The organism is Gordonia sp. (in: high G+C Gram-positive bacteria) (genome assembly GCF_047602025.1).
Classification (GTDB): domain Bacteria; phylum Actinomycetota; class Actinomycetes; order Mycobacteriales; family Mycobacteriaceae; genus Gordonia.
In genome coordinates, this window is the sequence record NZ_JASGII010000001.1 from 782,667 (window position 1) to 805,366 (window position 22,700).

Below are 22,700 nucleotides of genomic sequence, written 5' to 3' on the forward strand. Positions count from 1 at the left end.
CGCCCGAGGTCGTCGCGGGTGCGACGATAGAGGCATGCGCATCGCCAATCACGTGATCGACCTGGTCGGCAACACCCCGCTGGTCAAGCTCAACTCCGTGGTCAAGCCGGGGTCTGGAACCGTCGCCGCGAAGATCGAATACCTGAACCCGGGCGGCAGCTCCAAGGACCGCATCGCGGTCAAGATGGTCGACGCGGCCGAGGAGGCCGGACTGCTCAAGCCGGGCGGCACGATCGTCGAGCCGACGTCGGGCAACACCGGCATCGGCCTGGCCCTGGTCGCCCAGCAGCGCGGCTACAAGTGCGTCTTCGTGTGCCCCGACAAGGTCGGCGAGGACAAGCGCAACGTGCTGCGCGCCTACGGCGCCGAGGTGGTCGTGTGCCCGACCGCGGTGCCGCCGGACCACCCGGACGCCTACTACAACGTCTCCGATCGGCTGGCCAAGGAGATCCCGGGCGCCTGGAAGCCGAACCAGTACGTGAACCCGGCGGGCCCGGCGAGCCACTACGAGACCACCGGGCCGGAGATCTGGCGCGACACCGACGGCAAGGTCACCCACTTCGTCGCCGGCGTCGGCACCGGCGGCACGATCACCGGCACCGGCCGCTATCTGAAGGACGTCTCCGACGGCAAGGTGAAGGTCATCGGCGTCGACCCGGAGGGCTCGGTCTACTCCGGCGGCAGCGGGCGCCCCTACCTGGTGGAGGGCGTCGGCGAGGACTTCTGGCCGGAGGCCTACGACCCGAGCGTGCCCGACGAGATCGTCGCGGTGTCAGATGCGGAGTCCTTCGAGATGACGCGGCGCCTCGCGCGCGAAGAGGGGCTGCTCGTCGGCGGCTCTTGCGGCATGGCGGTGGTGGGCGCGCTGCGCATCGCCGAGCGCGAGGGCCCCGACTCGCTGGTCGTCGTGCTGCTGCCCGACGGCGGCCGCGGCTACCTGGGCAAGATCTTCAACGACGACTGGATGCGCAGCTACGGATTCCTCACCACCCCGCTCGACGGCAAGGCGGCCGCCGAGCCGACCGTCGGGGATGTGCTGCGCGGCAAGTCCGGCGAGCTGCCCGACCTCGTGCACACCCACCCGCAGGAGACCCTGCGCGACGCCATCGAGATCCTGCGCGAATACGGGGTCTCGCAGATGCCCGTCGTCGGCGCCGAGCCGCCCATCATGGCCGGCGAGATCAACGGCGCGGTCACCGAGCGCGCGCTGCTGGACGCGGTGTTCGCCGGCAAGGCCAGCCTCGCGGACCCGGTGTCCGAGCACATGGGCGAGGCCTTCCCGCTGATCGGCGCCGGGGAACCGGTGTCGGCCGCGACCAATGAACTGAGCAAGGCCGATGCGCTGATGGTCGTCGACGACGGCAAGCCCATCGGCGTCATCACCCGACACGACCTGCTGGGCTTCGTGAGCCAGAACCCGACCGCCGGAGACAAAGCATGAGCGATCAGCACCAGAAGCAGGGTTTCTCGACCCGCGCCATCCACGCCGGCTACGAGCCGGATCCGCAGACCGGGGCGGTCAACGTCCCCATCTACGCCAGCTCGACCTTCGCCCAAGACGGCGTCGGCGGCCTGCGCGACGGATTCGAGTACGCCCGCACCGGCAACCCGACGCGGCGCGCGCTCGAGGCCAACATGGCCGCCCTCGAGGGCGGTACCTACGGCCGCGCCTTCTCGTCGGGCATGGCCGCCACCGACGCGCTGCTGCGCTCGCAGCTGCGGCCGGGCGATCACCTGGTCATCCCCAACGACGCCTACGGCGGCACCTTCCGGCTCATCGACAAGGTCTTCACCCAGTGGGGGATCGACTACTCGGTCGCGGCGGTGAATGACGTCGACGCCGTGCGCGCCGCGATGACCGACAAGACCAAGCTCGTGTGGGTGGAGACGCCCACCAACCCGCTGCTGAACATCGGCGACATCGAGGCGGTCGCGTCGGCCGCCCACGACGGCGGGGCCAAGCTCGTCGTCGACAACACGTTCGCGTCGTCGTACCTGCAGCAGCCGCTGTCGCTCGGCGCCGACATCGTCCTGCACTCGACGACCAAGTACCTCGGCGGGCACTCCGACGTCGTCGGCGGCGTGCTGGTCACCGATTCCGAGCAGGTCGACTCCGACGTGGCCTTCCTGCAGAACGGCGCCGGCGCGGTGCCCGGGCCCTTCGACGTCTACCTGACGCTGCGCGGCATCAAGACGCTCGCGGTCCGCATGGACCGGCACAGCGACAACGCCGAGCAGATCGTCGAGTACCTGGGCAAGCACCCGAAGATCGAGAAGGTGCTCTACCCGGGCCTGGACGGCCACCCCGGCCACGCGGCCGCCGCCAAGCAGATGAAGCGCTACGGCGGCATGGTGTCGGTGCTGGTGAAGGGCGGTGCCCAGGGGGCGCGCGACCTGTGCGCCGGCACGAAGGTCTTCACCCTCGCCGAATCACTCGGCGGCATCGAGTCGCTCATCGAGCACCCGGCGGCCATGACGCACGCGTCGACGGCCGGCTCGCTGCTCGAGGTGCCCGACAACCTCGTGCGCCTCTCGGTCGGCATCGAGGACGTCGACGACCTCATCGCCGACCTGGATCGCGCGCTGGGCTAGTCGGCGGCTACCGCTTGGTGACCTTCGAGATGTGGTCGCCGCCCAGCGGGGGCAGGGGGGCGTGCAGGGCGCCGGACGGCAGCTCGGTGATGGACGACGCCTTGTCGATCACCAGGAACGTGTTCTTCCGCCACGGCACCAGCTGATTGGGCATCAGGCCGGTGCTGAACCGGTTGACCTCGGTCAGCGACCGCTGGTCGATCACCGAGATGAAGCCCTGGTAGTAGTTGGCGACGTACAGCAAACCCTTGAACACCAGCATGGTGTTGGTGCCGGCGCCGGTGGCCACATCCTTGATGTGCTTGCCGGTGGACAGGCTGTAGACGGAGAAGCCCTTCCACAGGTCGTTGACGTACACGTGGTTGGTGCGCTGGTCGACGGCGACGGTGCCGTGGCCCTCCTTGGCCGGCTGGCGGGTGTTCCACTTCACCTGCGTCTGCACCGAGCCGCCGGAACGGGTGATCCGCAGTTGCGTCAGATCCCGGTAGTACGAGGTGGTGGTGATGGTCGCGCCACCATTGCCCTCGTCGGTGATCACCGCACCGGCGCCCAGCTTCTTGCCCCCGCCCGGGAAGGTCCAGCTGCCCAGCGACTGGTAGGTGTCCATGTCGTAGAACTGGATGCCGCTGGTCACCGTGATGGCCGCGACGCGGATGCTCTCGGCGAACGAGATGGAGTGCGCGTGGGACAGGCCCTTCAGGTTGACGATCCGGCGACCGGTGGCCTTGTCCCAGACATTCGCTTCACCGCCGTTGGCAGCGGCCGCGGTCGTCCACACGACGTTGCCGCTCTTGGGGACACCGATCTCGTACTGGGCGGCGATGCTGCCGTGACCCTTGGTGTCGGCCTTCTGGGTGACCTTGATCCGCCGCTTCACCGCCATGGTGTTGGGATCGATTTTGAGGATCGTCGATTTCGACGGACTGTTCATCGGCCACACGGTGGTCATCCACAGGGCGCCGGTCTGCGGGTCGATGGCGCCGCGGTAGTTGCCCTGGTCCAGGTTGTAGGTGCGGATGTTGTAGCCGGCCCCTTGTGCGACGGTCGTGCGCCCGATCGGGTCGGCGACGGCGAGCGGAGCAAAGGCGCTGGCGCCCAGCGCGGCGGCGGTGGCGATCGAAAGTGCGGCAGCGTGCACGCGAGTCTGTGAAGTCACGCGCTAAGGCTAGCCTAATGTCGTGCTCGGACTCCAGTCGACCCCTGGCTGATTCTGCGGCTCGGCGAGTCCGACGGACTCAGGCCGACGCTGCCTGACTGAAGTGCTTCACCGTGTCGCTCTTGACGGTGCCGAAGGCGAGTGAGGCGATCGGATTCGACAAGAAGCCGGGCAGCGCGACGCCGCTCATCCGCATGGCGAACTTCCAGACGATGCGGGAGCCGCCGTTGCTGCCGGGGGTGACGGCGGTGAGCTCGCCGAAGTTCTTCAGCCCGGGGATCGACGACGTCTTGCCGTAGAACGCGTGCTTGTAACTGTGCGCGGCCGGATCCTCTTCCCAGATGAAGAACTGCTCGTGCAGCGTGATGCCGCCGGGCGCGAGGTCGGCGGTGCGCGTCGTCTTGTCGTTGTACGGCTCAGGGCTGGTGTAGGTGACCTTCTTGAGGGCGCGGCACCAGTCGAGCGTGTTCTGGCGGGTGAACTCCGACCACACGTAGTCGGGGTCGGCGGGGACCTCCACGTCGATGAGGTAGCGCACGGGCGCCTCGTCGTAGAAGGACTCGCTGGTGATCGGTTGCAGTGAGAACGGCATGACGCCGAGCTTATCGGGCGCTCAGCCGCGCAGGGGCAGTCCCCGCTCGAGCAGGTCGACGGCGTCGAGCAGGCGGGCCCGCGCCTCCTCATGCGTCATCGACGGATCGCCGGCGTTGGCGAGGTGGTACATCACGCCGCTGACCGCCGCGACGAAGACCTGCAGATGGAGATCGTCCGGGGCGACCCCCGTGTACTCGGCGATGAACTCGGTCGCCTCGGAGATCGCCCGCTCGCCCTCGGCCTGATACGCGTCACGCAGGCCCGGATCGCTGTTGATCAGGGCGATGCGGTCGTAGTTCGACGCCCAGTCGTCGGACAGGCCGACGTCGAAGAGGACCGAGATCATCTGCCGCAGCAGGTCGAAGTGCCCCAGCCCGGGCGGGATCGCGGCCAGTGCGGCATCGCGCTCCTGATCGAGGTCGTCGGCGACGATGACCTGTTCCTTCGACTGGAAGTACCGGAAGAAGGTCGTGTGCGAGACGCCGGCTGCCTTGGCGATCTCCTCGACGGTCGTCGCGGAGTACCCGTTGCGCGCGAATAGCTCCATCGCCGCGGTCCGGATGGCGGCGCGGGTGCGGGCCTTCTTCTCGGCCCGCACCCCGCCGTCGATCGAGGTGCTCACGGCTAGGCCTCGGACTCCGAACCCTTGTCCTTGGCCGGCGCCTTCTTCGCGGCAGACTTCTTGGCCGTCGTGCTCTTCTTGGCCGCCGTCTTCTTGGCGGCAGACTTCGTCGCCGTCTTCTTCGCCGCGGTCTTCTTGGCGGCGGTCTTCTTGGCGGACTTCTTCTCCGCGAGGCCGCGGTTGCGGACCGCTTCACCCTCGATGTCGAAGTTCGGCACCAGCTTGTCCAGCCACTTCGGCAGACCCCAGGCGCGGTCGCCGAGCAGGGCGATCGCGGCGGGCACGACGGTCATGCGGATGATGAACGCGTCGAAGAAGATCGCGATCGCCATCGAGAAGCCCATCATCTTCGCCGTTGTGTCCGGCGCCAACATGAAGGCGGAGAACACGCTGATCATGATGATCGCGGCCGACGTGACGACACGGGCGCCGTGGCGATAACCGGCGACGATCGCCTCCTTGGCGGTCATGCCGTGGATGTACTCCTCGCGCATCCGGGTCACGAGGAAGACCTGGTAGTCCATGGCGAGGCCGAACACCACGCCGATCAGGAAGATCGGCAGGAACGACAGGAGCGGCTTGGTGTGGTCGATCAACCCGAGCGAGCCGTCCTGGAAGAACCACACGGTTGCGCCGAACGTCGCCAGCACCGAGAAGATGAAGCCGAGCGTGCCGATCAGCGGCACCCACAGCGACCGGAAGACGCCGATCATGATCAGGAAGGCCAATCCGACCACGACGAGCAGGTAGGGGATCAGCGCCTTGCTCAGCTTGGCGCTCAGGTCGGACATGATCGCGGTCTGACCGCCGACGTGGATCTCGGCGCCGTGCTTGGCGATGATCGGGGACAGCCCACGGATCTCCTCGACCAGTTCGTGCGTCTGATCCGACGAGGCGGCGCTCTTCGGCGTGACCTGGATCAGCGCGGTGTTGGCGGGCTGACCGGGGGCCTTGGCGTTGCCCACCCAGCGGATCGCCTGCGGGTTGACCACGTTCTCGGGCATCAACTGGATGCCGGCGACCGTGGCGTTCGCGCCTTCGTCGACGGTGCCCTTGTCCGCGTGCACGACGACGAAGATCTCGCTGCCGGTGCCTTCGCCGAAGCCGCGCTTGAGCAGCGACTGTGCGGCGACCTCGTCGTCGGAGACGGTGTCCATGCCGAGCTGCATGTGCGACATCGGGATGGCTGCCAGGAGCAGCACGGCCAGACCGCCGACGATGAAGGGGAGGGGTCGCTTCACGATGGCGCGGCCGTACTTGACGCCCAGGGTGTCGTAGTCGTCCGACTCCTCGGCGTGCTTGATCCACGGGATCTTCGGCGCGAAGGCGTACTTTCCGGTGGCGCCGAGCAGCGCCGGGATCAGCGTCAACGCGGCCAGAACCGCGACGAACACGGCGACCGCCGCACCCATACCCATCTGGGTGATCAGCGGGATGCCGATGACCATCAGTGCGGCAACCGCGATCACGACGGTCAGGCCGGCGAACACCACGGCGGAGCCGGCGGTGCCGACGGCGCGCCCGGCAGCGTCGGCGGGGTCTCCGCCGCGGTGCTTCTCGGTGCGGTAGCGCGACACGATGAACAGCGCGTAGTCGATGGAGACGGCGATGCCGAGCATCGTGACGATGCCGGTCGCCGTCTGGTTCACGGTCATGAACTTGGCCGACACCATCAGCAGCATCATCGTGAGGCCGACGCCGACCATGCCGGTGATGAGCGGGATGAAGGCGGCGACGAGCGCGCCGAACGCGACGATCATGACGACGAAGGCGATGGCGAAGCCGATCATCTCGGCCTTGCCGGGTTCTTCCTGGGCCTGCATCACGCCGAGCGTGGCCTGGACCTGCAGGCCATCCTTGCGATGCTTGGCGAGGACCTCGGTCAGCGCCTCCTTGTCGGGCGACTTGATGTCCATCAGGTCGATCTTCTGGTGGACCGAGATCAAGCCGACGCGGCCGTTGTCGCCGAGGACGGTGCTCGCGAGCTGCGGGGCGGCCGCGGCGATGGCCACCGGGCTAGCGATGGTCTGCGGGTCGGCCTTGGGGAGCTTCTTCAGGTCGGCGACCAGCGCGTCGATCTCCGGCGCGTGGTTGGCGAGGGTGTCGGCCGGCTTGTTCTTGTCGGTCGCCAGCACGATGAGGGTGTTGGCCTCGGTCTGCGACTTGGTCAGATCGGGGAAGTACTCCTTCATCTGGGCCATGGCGACGCCGCCGTCGGTGCCGGGCAGGTCGAAGTCCTTGGCGAACTTGGGCTGCAGGGCGCCGAGGAGGCCGGCGAGGATGGCGATGAGGGCGACCCACGCGCCGATCACCCGCCACTTGTGGCGGAAGGAGAAGCGGCCGAGGCGGAACAGGTAGTTCGACATGCCCGCAAGTGTTACTGACTAACACTTTGGCTGCAACCGGAGGAGGTGGATAAGTGGGCGGCATCACCCGTCGACGCCGAGCGTGCCCGGATTCTCGCCGTGCGTTCTCTGTGCACATCTTGGTGTGCTGACAATCTGGTGTGCCTGCACGAGATTTGAAGACGTGCCCGATCGAGTCCGCGGATCCCTGGACTGGGGGACCTATGCGAACTCCTTTGCGTTCCGGTTGTCGCAGGTGCGCAAGCGGCGCGGCCTCACGCAGGAAGCGCTCGCCCACGAAGCCGGGATGCACCGCAACCAGGTCTCGAACCTGGAGCGGGCGCGCAGCAATCGCGAGCCCTACATCTCCGACCCGCAGCTCTCGACCGTCTACCGGCTCGCCGTCGCACTCCGGGTGCCGCCGTCGTACCTGCTGCCCGATCTCGACGGCTTGCTCGACGAGCAGTCGGCGGAGATGACGGCCGGATCGGCGGTCGAGGAGATGCTCGCCGACCGGCTCGGCGAGATCCCCGACTGGTTCCAACACCACCGGGGCCCGCGGCGGCCGTGACTCGGTAAACTTCTGCGGATGACCGAGCGGCAGACGAAGCGCAAGCGCTTTCGGCAAACGCGGCTGAAGGTGCTCGCCGCAGCGCTGGCCGTGGGTTTCGGCATCACCGGCCTCATGGGTTTCGGCATGGTTCGCGGCGACGTGCCGCTGCGGTTCGCGGTCTCCGGCGAGGAGTTCTACGTGTCGGCGTCGTGGGTGGAGCTCGACAACATCGAGGTCTACCCGCGCACGGTCGACACCGCCAACAACGGCAAGGTGCCCACGGTCGTCGCCAAGATCGGCTCGCTGAAGTTGAAGGACCTGTGCCTTGCCATGCCGGCGCCCAATCTGCCGGGGGTGGGCACCTTTGTCCTGGTGGCCGAGGGGTCCGGAGACGGGACGTCGGCCAGCGACCTGATGGTCGACGTCGACCTCCTGGCGGCGACGCCGACGCTGCACGACGTCGTGGTCGGTACCGACGCCGCGGCGCACGATCCCGGCTCCAGCAAACTGGCCACCTCGATCTCGTCTCGGACCGCCGTCGCCGTCGACGTCGGCACCATTGTGCGCGCGATTCGCATCGGCACGGTGTCGGTCAAGGACGTCAAGGTCAAGCTCATGCGCGACACAAAGCATTGCGGACCGCGGCCGTGACCACGCGTCGCCAGCGGTTCCGTGAGTGGCGCCGCCGGCGGCCGTTCGCCGGCGGGGTGTTCCTGCTGCTGTCGGCGGTCTTCCTGGCCCTGCCGGCGATCAACGACTTCAAGATCGGCGACCTGGTGCTGACCGTGTCGACGATCTCCGGCATCTCGACCGTCGTGCTGTCGATCCTGATGGTCCTGTGCGGCATCGCCGCGATCCGGTGGTTGCACACCCGCGTCGTCGTCGGCGTCACGGCGATGGTGGTCGCCATCGTGGCCTTCCCGGCCAGCAACTTCGGCGGCTTCATCATCGGCACCGTCTTCGGCATCATCGGTGCGGCACTGGTCCTGGCCTGGCGGCCGTACCCGGAGGACCGGGATGACGACCGGGATGACGAGGAAGTACCCGACGACGGTGGCCCGGCGGTCCGGCCACACGTCGACGACGACGGTCCAGCGGTCCGGCCGAGCGCCCAGCGCGCCGTCGAGTGAGCTGCGCCGTTTAACAGCGAATCCACAGTCGTCGCTGACCGGTTGCTCACTTTCGCCGCGCACACTGGTCCCATGATCAACTTCACCGCCCGCCCCCGCAGCGTCGATCTCGTCGTCCTCGATGACGTCGCCGCCCGTGCCTACGCGCACAGCCTGCTCGCCGCAGGGGTGCCGTTCGCGGTGGTTGCCGCCCGCGAGTCGTTGCTGCAGCCGTTCGCCGCCGCCGGACACGTGGTGGCCCTCGTCGCCGACATCGACGACCCGGACCAGTTGGCCGGCGTCATCGGCCGCGTCGAGCAGCGCCTCGCTCCGGTCGGGGCGGTTGTCCGCTACCGGGCGGACGTGCCGCCGATGCCGGAGCTGGGCGCCGTGGCCTGACCCGGCGTCTGAGGTGGGCGAACCGCCCGCTAGGTCCCGTCGACGACCGTCCCCTGGTGATAGAGCGCGACCCAGTCGCCGCGACGGCGCTGCCAGATGGTCGCGCGTCGTGTGTGGCGTAACCCCTGGATCAGCGCGTAGGTGAGCAGATAGGTGTCGGGGGAGAGCTCGCGGACGGCGAAGTCCGTCGCCGGACCCGTCTCGTCGGGCTGGTCGGCGGCAAAACGCTCGGCCAGGACCGACCACACGTATTCACGGTCGTAGACGCGGCCGGATGCACCGATCTCGACGAAGTCGGCGGCGGTCTGCCGCTCGAACTCCGCGCGCGTACAGGGCTGGTGAAACAGCGGTTCCCTCGCCGACAACTCGGCGAGTATCCGGGCGTGACGATCAGGCGTGGTAGGGCTCGGCCTTGACGAGGGTGACCTTGACCTGGGCGCCCGACGGCACCGCGTATTCGCGGGTGTCGCCGACCTTGGCGTTGAGCAGGGCGGCGCCCAGCGGCGAGCTAGGCGAGTAGATCTCCAGCTCGTCGGCGGCGCCCTCTTCGCGGGTCGCGATCAGGAAGGTCTCGGTGTCCTTCTTGTCGTCGTCGTAGTAGACGGTGACGACCGAGCCGGGCAGTGCGACGCCGGACTGGGTCGGCGCCTCGCCGACCTTGGCGTTGTTCAGCAGCTCCTGCAGCTGGCGAATGCGGGCCTCCTGCTGGCCCTGCTCCTCGCGCGCGGCGTGGTAGCCGCCGTTCTCCTTGAGGTCGCCTTCTTCGCGGCGCTCGTTGATCTCGGCGGCGATGACCGGACGGTTCGCGATGAGCGCGTCCAACTCGCCCTTGAGGCGGTCGTGCGACTCCTGCGTCAACCAGGTGGTGTCGGCCATGGGGGTACTCCTTCGTCGGTCTGCATCCCGCGCCGCACGCCGCTGTCGGCGGTGTCGCGGGAGGCGGACTCTGTCCTAAATGCAACTGAACACGGCCCCACGTCGGGGGCCGTGTCTTTAGGCAAGCCTACCAGTGAAGGCAGGGCAAGGCACATTCGTTACCGGTTCGTTGCCGCCGTCGCGTCGGTGCCGTAGCTGGGTTCGTTGCGCTTCAACCACCGGCAGACCGCGTAGGTGATCGGCATGACGAGAAGCTCGACGAGGACCTTCCAGACGAACCCGACGACCGTGTACGACAGGTACGACGAGAAGGTCGTGAAGCCCAGCGCCGGGGCGGCGATCGAGCAGAACAGCAGCGTGTCGGCGGCCTCGCCGACCACCGTCGAGCCGAGCAGGCGCGCCCACAGGTGGCGCTCGCCGTGGCGCTCCTTCATCCGGACCAGGACGTAGGAGTTGAGGAACTCGCCGACGAGGTATCCGGCCAGCCCGGCGATCAGGATCTGCGGTACGACGCCGGCCACGGTGTGGAAGGCGCCCTGCAGGTCCTGGAGGTTCGGGTCGCCGCCGGTCGGCAGCCGGTCGGCGAGCCACAGGCAGCCCGATGCGAGCAGCAGCACCCCGAAGCCGAGGCCGATGACCCGGCGCATCGCCCGGAAGCCGTACACCTCGCTGATGACGTCGCCGAGCACGTAGGCCAGCGGGAAGAGGAAGAACGCGCCGTCGGTGGGCAGGCCGTGGATCTGCAGGGGACCCAGGTCGACGTTCAGCCACGACGAGAAGAACACCGCGGGGCGCGAGCCGGTGACATTGCTGATCAGCATCACGCCGACGAACAGGCCGACCAGCAGCGGGAAGTAGCGGCTGCCGGTCGTCGCGAACCGGGCGCGGGTCGTCGGCGCGGTCACTTCGAGTCGATCGCGGTCAGGTACGGCGGGACGGTCGGGCCGCAGCCGTACACCTCGCCGGTGACCGGCTGGCCCGTCGTCCGCAGGGCGGTGCGCACGCCGACCTGGGGTGCGGTGCCCGCCGGGATCAGGACCTCGCGACGGCCGATCTCGCTACCGTCGAGCGCGCGGGCGCGGATGACGCAGGCAACCGGCTTCGACGGGTCGGAGCGCGTGACGGTGAATTGGACGTCGACGGTGTCCGGGCCGGTGACGAAGTACCCGGTGCCCTCGCCGGACACCTCGGGGTTGCCGAATTTGGCGAAGCCGATGGCCGCCAGGCCGATGCCGGCGGCGATGACGAGGCCGGTCAGCATCAGGCCCCACCGTCGCCGCGACATCGGCGATCGCTCGGTCGGGTAGGTGGCGCGGGGTCCGTAGGCGCCCCCGTCGGATGCGTTCACCCGTCCATACCTACCATGAACGCATGGCCCGATTGATGGCGGTTCACGCCCATCCCGACGATGAGTCGAGCAAGGGCGCCGCGACGATGGCGCGCTACGCCGCCGAGGGCCACGACGTGCTGGTCGTGACGCTGACCGGCGGCGAGCGCGGCGACATCCTCAATCCGGCGATGGACCGGCCCGGGATCATTGAGAACATCAAGCAGGTCCGTCGCGACGAGATGGCCGCGGCGGCCGCGGCGCTGGGCGTTCAACAGGTCTGGCTCGGCTTCGAGGACTCGGGTCTGCCCGAGGGCGATCCGCTGCCCCCGCTGCCGGAGGGCTGTTTCGCGACCGTGCCGCTCGAGGAGTCGACCGAGGCGCTGATGCGCGTCGTTCGCGACTTCCGGCCGCACGTGATGATCACCTACGACGAGCACGGCGGCTACCCGCACCCCGACCACATCCGCTGCCACGAGGTCTCGGTCGCCGCCTACGAGCAGTCCGGCGATCCGGAGGCCTTCCCCGAAGCCGGCGAGCCGTGGACCATCAGCAAGCTCTACTACGTGCACGGCTTCCTGCGGAAGCGGATGGTGCTGTTCTCCGAGGAGTTCGCCAAGCACGGCCAGGAGAGCCCGTTCCAGGAGTGGCTCACCAAGTGGGACCCGCGGGCCGGCGACATGATGGGCCGCGTCACCACGCAGGTCGAGTGCGGCGACTATTTCCCGCAGCGCGACGACGCCCTGCGCGCACACGCGACCCAGATAGATCCGAACGGAATCTTCTTCGCAGTACCCTTGGAGTGGCAGCAGCGCTTGTGGCCGACCGAGGAATACGAGTTGGCGCAGACACGGGTGACCACGTCGATCCCTGAGACCGACCTGTTCACCGGGATCGAGGAATGATGAGCCCGACGATCGCACTCGTCGCGACAAACGCCACGATGTTCCTCGCCGCGCCCGGCGACGGCGACACCAAGGGGCCCGAGTTCGGCAAGGCGTCCCCGATCGGCCTGCTGGTCATCCTGGTGCTGCTCGCCGGCACCGCGCTGCTCATCCGCTCGATGAACAACCAGCTGCGCAAGCTGCCCGAGTCCTTCGACACCGAACACCCCGAGGCCGACCAGGCCTTCGACGAGGGCACCGACAAGGTCAGCATTCCCGACGACGTGCAGGATTCCGACGCGTCGACTGCCGCGTCGCCGGACAAGTAACCCGCGGTGGCCAACCGCCTCACCGCCGCCACCAGTCCGTACCTGCGCCAGCATGCGGACAACCCTCTTCGCTGGGGCCATTTGAGACGTGTCCGCGGAATGGTCGCCTCAGCGGCTTGCCTCGACCGATGACCGCGATGGTCCGCGCCAGCACGGTCACCCTTGCGGAGCCTACTCATGGGAGATGTCTGCATCGGACCTTTCGGTCGGTTGGAAGGCCCATTTGACTACGTCTCATAGCAGCTGACTCCTGCTCATCCTTAAGGATGGCCGCGATGACAACAATTGGGCCGCCGCGCAGTGTCGGATACGCACGGCAGGATAGATCTGTGACGACGACGATGGAGGCGATCCTGCGTGAGCGAAGGTAAACAGTGGATTACAGCCGAGGTTGAACTTCCGCAGGAGCTTCTGGACGCCCACGCCGAGGGACGCGTCGTGTTCTTCGTCGGCGCCGGAGCGTCGTGCGCTGCACCCTCATCGCTCCCACTGTTCGAAGAGCTGGCCATGCTCTTGGGCGGCGAGGCGAACGAGCCTTACGTGAAGCCTCCCGGCGGTGCTGGCGAGCCGCTCGATCGCTTCTTGGGCGGGCTGACAGATCTTACGCCGCCTTACGCAGTCCATGAGCGGGCGCACGCGGCACTGACGCCAGCGACGTCTCTGCCGAATGATTGGCACGACGCGATCGTCCGGTTGGCGGCTGCGTACGGCCATCCCCGGATCGTTACGACCAACTTCGACGATCACCTTGATGCTGCCGCACTGGCCGCCGGTGTTCACTTCTCCGACAAATGGATCGGTCCTGCCGTGCCGCTCGGCAACGCCGTGAGCGGTCTCGTGCACCTTCACGGATCGGTCACCAGAGGACACGAGGAACTTATCCTCACCGACAAGGATCTCGGGCAGGCATACCTATCGGAGGCATGGGCCACGCGCTTCCTGCTAAAGCTCTTCCAGGACTACGTGGTGGTCTTTGTCGGTTACGGCCTGACCGATCCGACCATGCGTTACTTGACGCTGGGCCTGCCATCGGGAGCCTCGCTCTATGCCTTTGAGCAAACATCAAGAGCATGCGATCCAGACTGGACACGCTTGGGAGTCACCACGATCCCGTTCGGGGAGGATTTCGACACGGTGCCAAAGGCGTTGAACGCTTGGAACACCCGCGCCCGGATGGGGCAGCTTGACCATCGATCACAGGTCGAGACGCTGGTTTACGGGGGCACCACGCTTACTCCAGTCGCCCGCGACTATCTGGTGGCCCGAGTTGGTACAGCCGAGGGCGCCCGTGACTTCGTACACGCCGTGGATGAACTCACCGAGCCAGGTGCAAAGGTCGAGTGGCTCGGGTGGGCAGAGGGGCATCCTGCTTTCCGAGAGCTTTTTGCTCAGCGCGAGGTTTCCGAGGCCGCTGCGGTCCTTGGCGACTGGTTCCTGCACGACTTCATGTCATCTCCTGACCTTCATGGCACCGCCTTTCGGACTCTGGAGCGGCTTGGTCAGAAGCTCTCGGATCACCTCTTCCGGCGCGCTTGTTTCGCGACCTGGAGGCTTGATGAGAAGGACGCTGTCGTAGCGGAGAGGTGGCGTGCGTTCCTGGCCACCTCAGTCCTGGGTCAATCGGTACCTCTCGATCGTGACCTCCTGCTCCCGTTCCTGCAAGACCTAACAGTCCGTGGTCCGGCGACCCTCCGATCGGTGCTGCGTCCCTACCTCAAGCTCAAGCCCCTATTGTTCTTTGGTGACGCGGATGCCACGAACGCGCTGCCAGACGCGAAGATCGAGTGGGCAGCTGACGAGCACACGCTCACACTGCACCTTCTGCGCGCCATCGCGGATGCGCCGGCAGCGGATAGTCGCTTGGGAGGAGTGCTCGTAGAATCGCTCATGGCGGCCTACGACTTGCTCCTTGCCTATCACGGAGACCGGAGTTGGGACCCGCTCTCTCGCGACCGTTCAGCCATCGAGCCACATGGCCAAGATGACGTGCGGGAGCCCCTCGACGCGCTTGTTGACGCCCTCCGCGACTACGGCGTAAAGGCGATCGCTGTCAGGCCCAATCTCGCAGATCTGTGGTGGGAGCGGGAGCATGCCCTATTCCAGCGCCTCGCTCTCCACTTGATCGTGGCTGACAGTTCGCGGTCAAACGATGACAAGTTGGAGTGGGCGCTTTCGCGAACAGGCCTTTATCCGGATCATGCAAAACACGAACTCTTCCGACTTCTCGCAGGTGCCTTGCCCGGAGCCTCCGCAGAGATGCGGGCTCGGGTTCTCGCTGCAGTAGACGTCGGTCCCGATTATCGAGACGATCTCGAGGGTCGAGATCTGCACGTTTCATATGTGAAGTACAACCTGCTGGTATGGCTCGTGATGTCCGTGCCTGATTGGACGGAAGCTGCCGACGCTTTGGCCGTGGTCCAAGGGGAGAATCCTAGTTTCGGGCCGAGGGAGCATCCGGACTTTGACATTTGGATGTCAGGAGGGGTGTGGGGAGGGAAGCTTCCGTTAGCGCCGGAGGACTTCATTGCCCTGCTAGCAGAGAGTGCCAGCACTGCCGTGGACAAATTGCTTGAACCTGACTACGCCGAGCATCGTTTCGAGGATCCCACTTGGGATGACGCACTTAGACTCGTCCGTCAGACAATTTGCGAGCGTCCGGGACTTGGACTTTCGCTATGGATCGAGATCCAGACACGCGGCGACCTCGGTGAGCGTGCCGAAGACCTTCTCCGCGCGACAGTTTCGGGTTGGACCAGCGCCGATCTAGGCGACAACGGCGAGAAGATCCTCGAACGCGTCGCGTCGCTCGCTAGTGACCCCGTCAGCGCGCATGACATCGGACGCTTTCTTCTCGAGCAAATCGAGCGTCAAATCGAAACCGACGAGACTCCGACGTTAGCCGCGATGCGTGCCGTTGCTGGCACCCTCTGGAACAAGCAGAACGAACAGTTCTCGCACAACCACGACAACCTGATGTCGGCTGCGCCGTTGTTTCTCAACTCCTGGCCCGGCTTTCTTGCCCAGTACTGGCCACAGGAGATCGATCGCCGGTGGCGTCACAACCGTGACAACTGGGGCGGTCTCAACGTGGAGGAGCGCGATGCGCTCGCAGGCCTGCTCTCCGGGCCTCGTCCCACACTTGATGCGACGCAACCCGCTATCGCGCGGGTACTCCAGTTCCTCTTTGCAGCAGATGAGGGCTTCGCGACCGACTATGTCCTGCCGCTCTTCAGCGAAAAGGACTCGGCTGTCTTGGCCTGGCACTCGTATCTGCACTCCCCGCGTTGGGATGACAAGCTTCTTGCTGCCGGCCTTCTCACCAGCCTGAATGAACAGTGGGAACGGCTGGATCAACTCGGCGACCGAGGGCATCGGCAACGGTTCTTTGGCCTTGTCACTGCCATCGTGTCATGGGCGGGTATCGACGCAAGGGCAAGGCGCGCGCTGCTCACTCAGACCGTCATTGCCGCGAATGGCGCACACTCGACCGACTTTGCTGCGACCATCTGCCGGTTCCTAGCTGAGGAGTCCGTCGAGGGTGCGCAGATTTGGGACCGGTGGCTGCGCCAGCATCTGATTGAACGCTTCAGTGGAGTGCCGCGCACTGCAGCACCGGGCGAGCTTGCTTGCTGGGCCGATGTCGTACCGCATCTCGACGAGTGCATTCCCGAGGCTGTGGCACTACTTAGTGGGCGAGGAATCGGGCTCGACGATGAGTGGTTCACACCTGAGATCCCAGAAGCGACTCTTCATTCCCACGGCGCAGACCTGGTAGCGCACTTCGCCGAGCGGCTTACCGCCACAACGACCGAGTCAGTGGTACTCGCCCATCACGTACGCAAGCTGGTGATCCAGTTTCGTGATGTGTTGGGCGAAAAACTTGTACATCCGCTCATAGAAGCGGCTCGGGAAGCAGGTTTAGCGGATGGTGATCCGATCGATGACAATCTTGAGTAGGGGGGATCTCGAGACACTTGGGCCTCACGTATGCGGGTCAGAATCTGAACGTCCGAGCTCGAATGACGGGCGCGTGGCGCGCAGCGTCCACGCTGCGGATGAGCAGCGCCTCCCGTCCCAGGGAGTTGCTAGAAGCGTCCCATTGGTGACACCCGGGGGGCGTCCGTCTAATGAAGTAAGTAGTAGCCTCGCAGAATCCGATGGCACACGATCTGCCCGCGCTCAGGGTGTCGATCCGGGTCCCGAAGCGATGATCGCGTGTCCCCGCTGTCAGCGAGGCGCGACGGCCATTTCGCTACGCTGAGTATGTGGGAGTCACGTCGGACTCCCGGGAAATCCGCATCGTGCACGACGAGACTCAAAGTGATGCGCGTGACGCTCGTCAGGAGTCAGAGAAGTGGCCAACCGCCTCGCCGCCGCCACCAGTCCGTACCTGCGCCAGCATGCGGACAACCCCGTCGACTGGTGGGAATGGTGCGACGAGGCTTTCGCCGAGGCCGCCCGCCGCGACGTCCCCGTACTGCTGAGCGTCGGCTACGCCGCCTGCCACTGGTGCCACGTGATGGCGCACGAGACCTTCGACAACCCGGCGCTCGCCGCGCAGATGAACGACGGCTTCGTCTGCATCAAGGTCGACCGCGAGGAACGCCCCGACATCGACGCCGTCTACATGAACGCGACGATGGCCATGACCGGCCAGGGCGGCTGGCCGATGACCTGCTTCCTCACCGCCGGCGGCGCGCCGTTCTACTGCGGCACCTACTACCCGCCGACGGCCCGCGGCGGGCAGCCCGGCTTCGGCGATGTGCTCGCGGCCATCATCGAGACGTGGACCGACCGCCGCGACGAGATCGACCGCGTCGCCGAGCAGGTCCAGAATCATCTCGCGCAGACCGCCGCGGGACTGCCCGGCGCGACCGTCCCCGTCGACGACGCGCTCGCCCGCTCGGCCGTGGCATCGCTGATCGGCGACGAGGATCCGTTGTACGGCGGCCTGGGCAACGCCCCGAAGTTCCCGCCGTCGTCGGCGATGCTGGCGCTGTCCCGCCACGAGGAGCGCGTTGGCTCTCCCGAAGCCGCCGACGTGGTGAATCGCGCGGCGGTCGCCATGGCCCGCGGCGGCATCTACGACCAGCTTGCCGGCGGCTTCGCCCGCTACGCCGTCGACCAGGCGTGGGTCGTGCCGCACTTCGAGAAGATGCTCTACGACAACGCGCTGCTGTTGCGCGTCTACGCCCAGATCGCGCGCGGCGACGGTCCGGTGCGCGAACTGGCCGCGCGGGTCTGTGCGGAGACGGTGGCCTTCCTCGACGAGTCGCTGGGCACTCCTTATGGCTTCGCCTCGTCGCTCGACGCCGACACCGACGGGGTGGAGGGCGCCACCTACGTGTGGACCCCCGCACAGCTCATCGAGGTACTCGGCCCCGCCGACGGGACGTGGGCGGCCGAAACCTTCGGCGTCACCGCGGCGGGCACCTTCGAGGAGGGGGCGTCGACGCTGCAGATTGTCCGCCCGCCGGAGGACACCGAGCGGCACGAGCGGATCGTCGCGGCATTGCGCAACGCGCGCGACCAGCGTCCGCAGCCCGCGCGCGACGACAAGGTCGTGACCGTGTGGAACGCCCTCGCCATCACCGCGCTGGTCGAGGCGGGTATCGGCCTGGGTCGGCCGGAGTGGGTCGAGCGGGCCGCTTGGTGCGCCGACCAGCTCGTCGGCCGCCACATCGTCGACGGTCGGTTGCGCCGCGCCTCGCTGGACGGAGCGGTGGGGGAGCCGGCCGCCATCCTCGACGACCATGCCGCCCTCGTCGTCGCACTGCTGTCGCTGTATGCGGCGACGGGTGCGGAGCGGTGGCGTCGTGCGGCGGTAGACCTGCTCGACACGGCCATCGAGGTGTTCGCCGATCCGGCCGAGCCCGGCTCGTGGTTCGACGCCCCGGCCGATGGCGGGCTGATCGTCCGCCCGCGCGATCCGGCCGATGGCGCGACGCCGTCCGGGTCGTCGTTGATGGCCGAAGCCCTGCTGCTGGCGTCGATGCTGGCCGAACCCGATGTCGCCGGTCGCTACGGCGAGCTCGCCGCGCAGACCCTGGCCCGCGCCGCAGTCCTGCTCGACCGCGCGCCGCGTGCGGCCGGACACTGGTTGGCGGTCACCGAGGCGTTCCTGGGCGGTCCGCTGCATGTCACGGCGTCGTCGCCGGAGATGCTCGAGCTGGCCCGCGCGGCCGCTCCGGGGTACGCGGTGGTCACCGCGGCGGGGGAGTCCGGCTTCTCCGCCGACCAGCCCGCGGGCACGGTCCTGGTCTGCCGCGGGACCACCTGCTCGCTGCCGCTGACCGATCCCGACGAGATCCGTCGCCAGGTTCGTCCGCGATAGCTGTCGTCGAGGGCGTATTGCCGCCCGCGTCGACTATTTCGGGCGAAGTTGGTACCGTGGCCGACGTGAACATCACCGTGCGCGCGTATTGGCGCTTTCCCTTGGGCTCCGAGCCTGTGGTGAAGCGGTAGTTTCGCGCGCACATTCCACATCCGGAGCCCCGAGCAGCGACCATCTGGTTGCTGCTCTCTTGTTTTTCCAGGGCTCCGACGCGGGGCCCGTGACGGTACCCACGCGAGAGGCAGAACAGTGACCACCACCCCCGATGTGAATGTGGCCGAGACGACGACGTCTGATCGGCGCATCAAGGCCTTCCGGCCGATTCCCACTCCCGACGCGCTGCGCAGCGAACTGCCGCTCACCGCGCGGCGGGCGATCGCGGTCCAGCGCGACCGCGACGAGATCGCCGACATCCTGGCCGGCCGCGACGACCGGCTGATCGTCGTCGTCGGACCGTGCTCGATCCACGACCCGGTCGCCGCCGTCGACTACGCGCGCCGGCTGGCGCCGCTGGCCGACGAGTACGCCGACCGCCTGAAGATCGTGATGCGTGTGTACTTCGAGAAGCCGCGCACCACCATCGGCTGGAAGGGCTTGATCAACGACCCGGGCATGGACGGCAGCTACGACGTCGAGCGCGGTCTGCGCACCGCGCGGGCGCTGCTGCTCGACATCATCGACCTGGGTCTGCCCGTCGGCTGCGAGTTCCTGGAGCCGAACAGCCCGCAGTACATCGCCGACGCCGTCGCGTGGGGCGCCATCGGCGCGCGCACCACCGAGTCGCAGGTGCACCGCCAGCTCGCGTCGGGCCTGTCGATGCCGGTCGGGTTCAAGAACGGCACCGACGGCAATGTGCAGGTCGCCGCCGACGGGGTGAAGGCGGCTGCGGCCCAGCACGTGTTCTTCGGCCTCGACGACTTCGGCAACGGCGTCGTCGTGGAGACCGCCGGCAACCGCGACTGCCACATCATCTTGCGCGGCGGCACCCACGGCCCCAACTACGGCGCCGACGCGATCGCCGACGCCGTCGCCGTGCTGGACAAGGCCGGGCTGCCGACCAAAGTCATGCTCGACGCGTCGCACGCGAACTCGGGCAAGGACCACGTGCGCCAGGCCGAGGTCGCCAAGGAGATCGCCGCGCTCGCGGCGTCGGGCGCGCCGATCAGCGGCGTCATGCTGGAGAGCTTCCTGGAGCCGGGCGCGCAGTCGCCCGACGCCGAGGACCTCGTCTACGGCAAGTCGGTCACCGACAAGTGCATGGGCTGGGAGGCCACCGAAGAGGTGCTCGCCGCGCTCGCGGGCAAGTAGCTCAGAGGTCGAGCTTGGTCCACTCGTGGTCGGCGATGGCCGCGGGTCCGCCATCGAGCCAACCGAGCATGATCTGCGCGACGACGATGGCGTCGGGCGTGTTCGTCGCGAAGTGCCGATCGGCTGAGCCGTCGCGGTACTCGACCGCGAAATCGTTGTCGGCCAGGCGCTTGGTCTGCACGTAGACGTTGTCGCCGGTCTCGACGATGAGGTAGTTGTCGACGCGCAGCCGCGCGACGAGGTGCTCGACGACCCGGGGCGTGATGGTCGGGATCTCGCCGTCGTAGGAGGAGATGATCAGGCCCGGGCGGCTCTCGCGGGGATCGAGGATCATCTCGTTTTGCGGGTCGTAGACGCCCATGCCGGCGGCGAACGCCTCCTCGACGACGACCGCGCGGGCCTCGTCGATCTTGCTGTACGGGGACGGCACGAACACGCTGTCGCCGTTGGCCTCCAGCGGCGCGATCGAGAGGAACGACCCCTCGTCGGTGTCGGGACACCGCGCGGTGATCTTCGCGGCGACCGACGTCGCGGGTTCGGCGCCGCCGGGCAGGTCGAACTGTTCGTTTGTGTGCGCCTGGGCCGCGTCGACGTCGCCGCAGGACTCGACGGGCAGGATGTAGTGGTCATAGCTCACGCCGACCACCGTAGCGCTCAGCGCAGGAGCAGCAGCCAGATCGCGATGTAGTGGGAGAGCGCGGCGACGACGGTGCAGGCGTGGAAGAACTCGTGGTGCCCGAAGGTGTTCGGCCACGGGTTGGGCCAGCGCAGCGCGTAGAGGATCGCGCCGCCGCTGTAGAGGACGCCGCCGAGTACCAGCAGTGAGATGATCAGCCAGCCGGAGTACTGGATCAGCGTCGTCGCCTCGGCGATGATCACCCAGCCCAGGCCGATGTAGAGGGCGACGCCGAGCCAGCGCGGCGCGTGCGGCCACACGATCTTGAGCGCCATGCCGGCCAGGGCCCCGCCCCACACGATGCCCAGCACCCACCACCGCGTCGGGTCGGGGAGGGCCAGGTAGCAGAACGGGGTGTAGGACCCGGCGATGAACAGGAAGATCATCGAATGGTCGGCCCGCTTCATCAGCAGCGCCGCGCGTTCGGACCCCCACTTGTGCCGGTGATAGGTCGCGCTGATGGTGAACAGCCCGAAGACGGTGATGCCGTAGACGGTGCAGGCCATTGCGGCGCCGAAGCCCTTGAGCTGGGCGGCGCCGGTGATCAGTGCGGCGACGGCGACCGTCGAGATCCACGCCGAGTATTGGTGGATCACGCCGCGCATGGCCGGTTTGAACACCAGGTGTGCCGGAGTCGGGATGTCGGACTGCATATAACCTACGGTACCGTAGGTTACCTTCGGGTTCGACGGTTTCGTGGCGGAGTTCACGACGGCCGTGCCGGGGGCCAAGGTCACCGACCGGGGGCGATCTTCTGGCAGCGGGCGTATTCTGAATCGCGATGAAACTCATTCCCGAAACACTGCGTGGTCCGATGTACGCCGTGTACGAACGACGGCTCGCGCAGCTGTTGGATCGGGAACGCCTGCCCAAACACGTCGCGATCATCTGCGACGGAAACCGGCGGTGGGCGCGGGAGGCGGGGTTCGAGGACGTCAGCCACGGCCACCGCGTCGGGGCCGCGCGCATCGCCGACATGCTGTCGTGGTGCGAGGAGCTGGGCATCGGGACGGTGACCATCTACCTGCTCTCGACGGAGAACCTGCAGCGGCCGTCGGAGGAGCTCGACGCGCTGATGGAGATCGTGCCCGACATCGTCGACGAGATCTCCACCCCGGCGCGCGACTGGCGGGTCCGCCTCGTCGGCAACATCGACCAGCTGCCGGCTGTCGCGGCACAGCGCCTCAAGACCGCCGCCGACCGCACCACCGGCCACGGCGACCGCCTCAACGTCAACGTCGCCGTCGGCTACGGCGGGCGCCAGGAGATCGTCGACTCGGTGCGCGACCTGTTGACCGAACACCTCGCGGCCGGCGACACCGGTGACCAGCTCGTCGAGGCCGTCACCGTCGATGCGATCGACCGCAACCTCTACACCAAGGGCCAGCCCGACCCCGATCTCGTGATCCGCACGTCGGGGGAGCAACGGCTGTCCGGCTTCCTGCTCTGGCAGAGCGCGTATTCGGAGATCTGGTTCACCGACGCCTACTGGCCCGAGTTCCGCCGCGTCGACTTCCTGCGCGCCCTGCGCGACTTCGGTGCGCGGAATCGCCGATTCGGGCGCTAGCGGCGAAACTGCTGGTCGGGGCAGTAGAT

The 22,700-nt window shown here is 67.3% G+C and carries 22 protein-coding genes; 12 read left to right on the plus strand and 10 right to left on the minus strand.

Going from position 1 to position 22,700, the window contains the following annotated elements; translation table 11 throughout:
• The first annotated feature begins 34 nt into the window (after positions 1-34).
• The gene (locus tag QM728_RS03965; RefSeq protein ID WP_415030748.1) at positions 35-1,441 is read left to right on the plus strand and encodes a cystathionine beta-synthase; all 1,407 of its coding nucleotides are present in this window, start codon (positions 35-37) and stop codon (positions 1,439-1,441) included.
• Complete coding sequence (locus QM728_RS03970; RefSeq protein WP_415030749.1) at positions 1,438-2,592, plus strand: cystathionine gamma-synthase; 1,155 nt, start codon at positions 1,438-1,440, stop codon at positions 2,590-2,592. Before QM728_RS03965 ends, QM728_RS03970 begins: the two co-directional genes overlap by 4 nt.
• A 7-nt stretch (positions 2,593-2,599) precedes the next feature.
• Here the strand turns inward: QM728_RS03970 and QM728_RS03975 are convergent, their stop codons facing one another.
• From QM728_RS03975 to QM728_RS03990, 4 genes are all read right to left on the minus strand, one after another.
• Complete coding sequence (locus QM728_RS03975; RefSeq protein ID WP_415030750.1) at positions 2,600-3,748, minus strand: YncE family protein; 1,149 nt, start codon at positions 3,746-3,748, stop codon at positions 2,600-2,602.
• Between the two features lie 79 nt (positions 3,749-3,827).
• Positions 3,828-4,340, minus strand: a complete 513-nt coding sequence (locus tag QM728_RS03980) for an SRPBCC family protein (protein ID WP_415030751.1) — start codon at positions 4,338-4,340, stop codon at positions 3,828-3,830.
• 21 nt (positions 4,341-4,361) lie between these two features.
• Positions 4,362-4,964, minus strand: coding sequence for a TetR family transcriptional regulator (locus QM728_RS03985; protein ID WP_415030752.1), 603 nt, complete (start codon positions 4,962-4,964; stop codon positions 4,362-4,364).
• A gap of 2 nt (positions 4,965-4,966) precedes the next feature.
• Entirely contained in the window at positions 4,967-7,330 is a 2,364-nt protein-coding gene (locus QM728_RS03990; protein ID WP_415030753.1) for an MMPL family transporter, read from the minus strand.
• Positions 7,331-7,493: 163 nt separating this feature from the next.
• On the opposite strand from QM728_RS03990, the gene QM728_RS03995 reads away from it, so the two are divergent.
• From QM728_RS03995 to QM728_RS04010, 4 genes are all read left to right on the plus strand, one after another.
• Positions 7,494-7,880, plus strand: coding sequence for a helix-turn-helix domain-containing protein (locus QM728_RS03995; RefSeq protein ID WP_415030754.1), 387 nt, complete (start codon positions 7,494-7,496; stop codon positions 7,878-7,880).
• Between the two features lie 18 nt (positions 7,881-7,898).
• Positions 7,899-8,513, plus strand: a complete 615-nt coding sequence (locus tag QM728_RS04000; RefSeq protein WP_415030755.1) for a DUF6230 family protein — start codon at positions 7,899-7,901, stop codon at positions 8,511-8,513.
• Entirely contained in the window at positions 8,510-8,992 is a 483-nt protein-coding gene (locus QM728_RS04005; RefSeq protein WP_415030756.1) for a DUF6114 domain-containing protein, read from the plus strand. Before QM728_RS04000 ends, QM728_RS04005 begins: the two co-directional genes overlap by 4 nt.
• Positions 8,993-9,064: 72 nt before the next feature.
• Positions 9,065-9,370 carry a hypothetical protein gene (locus QM728_RS04010; RefSeq protein ID WP_415030757.1) on the plus strand — a complete coding sequence of 102 codons (306 nt, stop codon included), beginning with the start codon at positions 9,065-9,067 and terminating at the stop codon, positions 9,368-9,370.
• A 29-nt stretch (positions 9,371-9,399) separates the two neighbouring features.
• Here the strand turns inward: QM728_RS04010 and QM728_RS04015 are convergent, their stop codons facing one another.
• The 4 genes from QM728_RS04015 to QM728_RS04030 all read right to left on the minus strand — a co-directional run bounded on the left by QM728_RS04015 (position 9,400) and on the right by QM728_RS04030 (position 11,594).
• On the minus strand, positions 9,400-9,735 hold the full coding sequence (locus QM728_RS04015) for a DUF4440 domain-containing protein (RefSeq protein WP_415030758.1): 336 nt from the start codon (positions 9,733-9,735) through the stop codon (positions 9,400-9,402).
• A 25-nt stretch (positions 9,736-9,760) separates the two neighbouring features.
• Positions 9,761-10,246, minus strand: coding sequence for a transcription elongation factor GreA (gene greA / locus QM728_RS04020; RefSeq protein WP_415030759.1), 486 nt, complete (start codon positions 10,244-10,246; stop codon positions 9,761-9,763).
• Positions 10,247-10,404: 158 nt separating this feature from the next.
• Positions 10,405-11,151 carry a queuosine precursor transporter gene (locus QM728_RS04025; RefSeq protein WP_415030760.1) on the minus strand — a complete coding sequence of 249 codons (747 nt, stop codon included), beginning with the start codon at positions 11,149-11,151 and terminating at the stop codon, positions 10,405-10,407.
• Positions 11,148-11,594, minus strand: coding sequence for a DUF4307 domain-containing protein (locus QM728_RS04030; protein ID WP_415030761.1), 447 nt, complete (start codon positions 11,592-11,594; stop codon positions 11,148-11,150). Before QM728_RS04030 ends, QM728_RS04025 begins: the two co-directional genes overlap by 4 nt.
• Positions 11,595-11,617: 23 nt before the next feature.
• Between QM728_RS04030 and mca the strand changes: the two genes are divergently transcribed.
• From mca to QM728_RS04055, 5 genes are all read left to right on the plus strand, one after another.
• Positions 11,618-12,478: a mycothiol conjugate amidase Mca gene (gene mca / locus QM728_RS04035; RefSeq protein WP_415030762.1), complete on the plus strand. Its 861-nt coding sequence runs from the start codon at positions 11,618-11,620 to the stop codon at positions 12,476-12,478.
• Positions 12,478-12,786, plus strand: a complete 309-nt coding sequence (locus QM728_RS04040; protein ID WP_415030763.1) for a hypothetical protein — start codon at positions 12,478-12,480, stop codon at positions 12,784-12,786. The genes mca and QM728_RS04040 overlap by 1 nt, the downstream gene beginning before the upstream one ends.
• A 357-nt stretch (positions 12,787-13,143) precedes the next feature.
• On the plus strand, positions 13,144-16,743 hold the full coding sequence (locus tag QM728_RS04045; RefSeq protein ID WP_415030764.1) for an SIR2 family protein: 3,600 nt from the start codon (positions 13,144-13,146) through the stop codon (positions 16,741-16,743).
• 397 nt (positions 16,744-17,140) lie between these two features.
• Positions 17,141-19,120 carry a thioredoxin domain-containing protein gene (locus tag QM728_RS04050; RefSeq protein WP_415030765.1) on the plus strand — a complete coding sequence of 660 codons (1,980 nt, stop codon included), beginning with the start codon at positions 17,141-17,143 and terminating at the stop codon, positions 19,118-19,120.
• A 249-nt stretch (positions 19,121-19,369) separates the two neighbouring features.
• Positions 19,370-20,428: a 3-deoxy-7-phosphoheptulonate synthase gene (locus QM728_RS04055; RefSeq protein ID WP_415030766.1), complete on the plus strand. Its 1,059-nt coding sequence runs from the start codon at positions 19,370-19,372 to the stop codon at positions 20,426-20,428.
• 1 nt (position 20,429) lies between these two features.
• On the opposite strand, the gene QM728_RS04060 is transcribed toward QM728_RS04055, so the two are convergent.
• Positions 20,430-21,065 carry a hypothetical protein gene (locus tag QM728_RS04060; protein ID WP_415030767.1) on the minus strand — a complete coding sequence of 212 codons (636 nt, stop codon included), beginning with the start codon at positions 21,063-21,065 and terminating at the stop codon, positions 20,430-20,432.
• A gap of 17 nt (positions 21,066-21,082) precedes the next feature.
• The gene (trhA, locus tag QM728_RS04065; protein ID WP_415030768.1) at positions 21,083-21,757 is read right to left on the minus strand and encodes a PAQR family membrane homeostasis protein TrhA; all 675 of its coding nucleotides are present in this window, start codon (positions 21,755-21,757) and stop codon (positions 21,083-21,085) included.
• A 128-nt stretch (positions 21,758-21,885) separates the two neighbouring features.
• Here trhA and QM728_RS04070 point away from each other — a divergent pair, with 128 nt between their 5' ends.
• Positions 21,886-22,671 (plus strand): isoprenyl transferase, encoded by a 786-nt coding sequence (locus QM728_RS04070; protein WP_415030769.1) that lies wholly within the window; start codon positions 21,886-21,888, stop codon positions 22,669-22,671.
• Positions 22,672-22,700: the final 29 nt, after the last annotated feature.

What these genes read in the sequence shown, in the direction of transcription:
- QM728_RS03965 (WP_415030748.1), top strand. Translation starts at nt 35, where the DNA reads ATGCGCATCGCCAATCACGTGATCGACCTGGTCGGCAACACCCCGCTG.
- QM728_RS03970 (WP_415030749.1), top strand. Translation starts at nt 1,438, where the DNA reads ATGAGCGATCAGCACCAGAAGCAGGGTTTCTCGACCCGCGCCATCCAC.
- QM728_RS03980 (WP_415030751.1), bottom strand. Translation starts at nt 4,340, where the DNA reads ATGCCGTTCTCACTGCAACCGATCACCAGCGAGTCCTTCTACGACGAG.
- QM728_RS03990 (WP_415030753.1), bottom strand. Translation starts at nt 7,330, where the DNA reads ATGTCGAACTACCTGTTCCGCCTCGGCCGCTTCTCCTTCCGCCACAAG.
- QM728_RS04000 (WP_415030755.1), top strand. Translation starts at nt 7,899, where the DNA reads ATGACCGAGCGGCAGACGAAGCGCAAGCGCTTTCGGCAAACGCGGCTG.
- QM728_RS04010 (WP_415030757.1), top strand. Translation starts at nt 9,065, where the DNA reads ATGATCAACTTCACCGCCCGCCCCCGCAGCGTCGATCTCGTCGTCCTC.
- greA (WP_415030759.1), bottom strand. Translation starts at nt 10,246, where the DNA reads ATGGCCGACACCACCTGGTTGACGCAGGAGTCGCACGACCGCCTCAAG.
- mca (WP_415030762.1), top strand. Translation starts at nt 11,618, where the DNA reads ATGGCCCGATTGATGGCGGTTCACGCCCATCCCGACGATGAGTCGAGC.
- QM728_RS04040 (WP_415030763.1), top strand. Translation starts at nt 12,478, where the DNA reads ATGAGCCCGACGATCGCACTCGTCGCGACAAACGCCACGATGTTCCTC.
- trhA (WP_415030768.1), bottom strand. Translation starts at nt 21,757, where the DNA reads ATGCAGTCCGACATCCCGACTCCGGCACACCTGGTGTTCAAACCGGCC.
- QM728_RS04070 (WP_415030769.1), top strand. Translation starts at nt 21,886, where the DNA reads ATGAAACTCATTCCCGAAACACTGCGTGGTCCGATGTACGCCGTGTAC.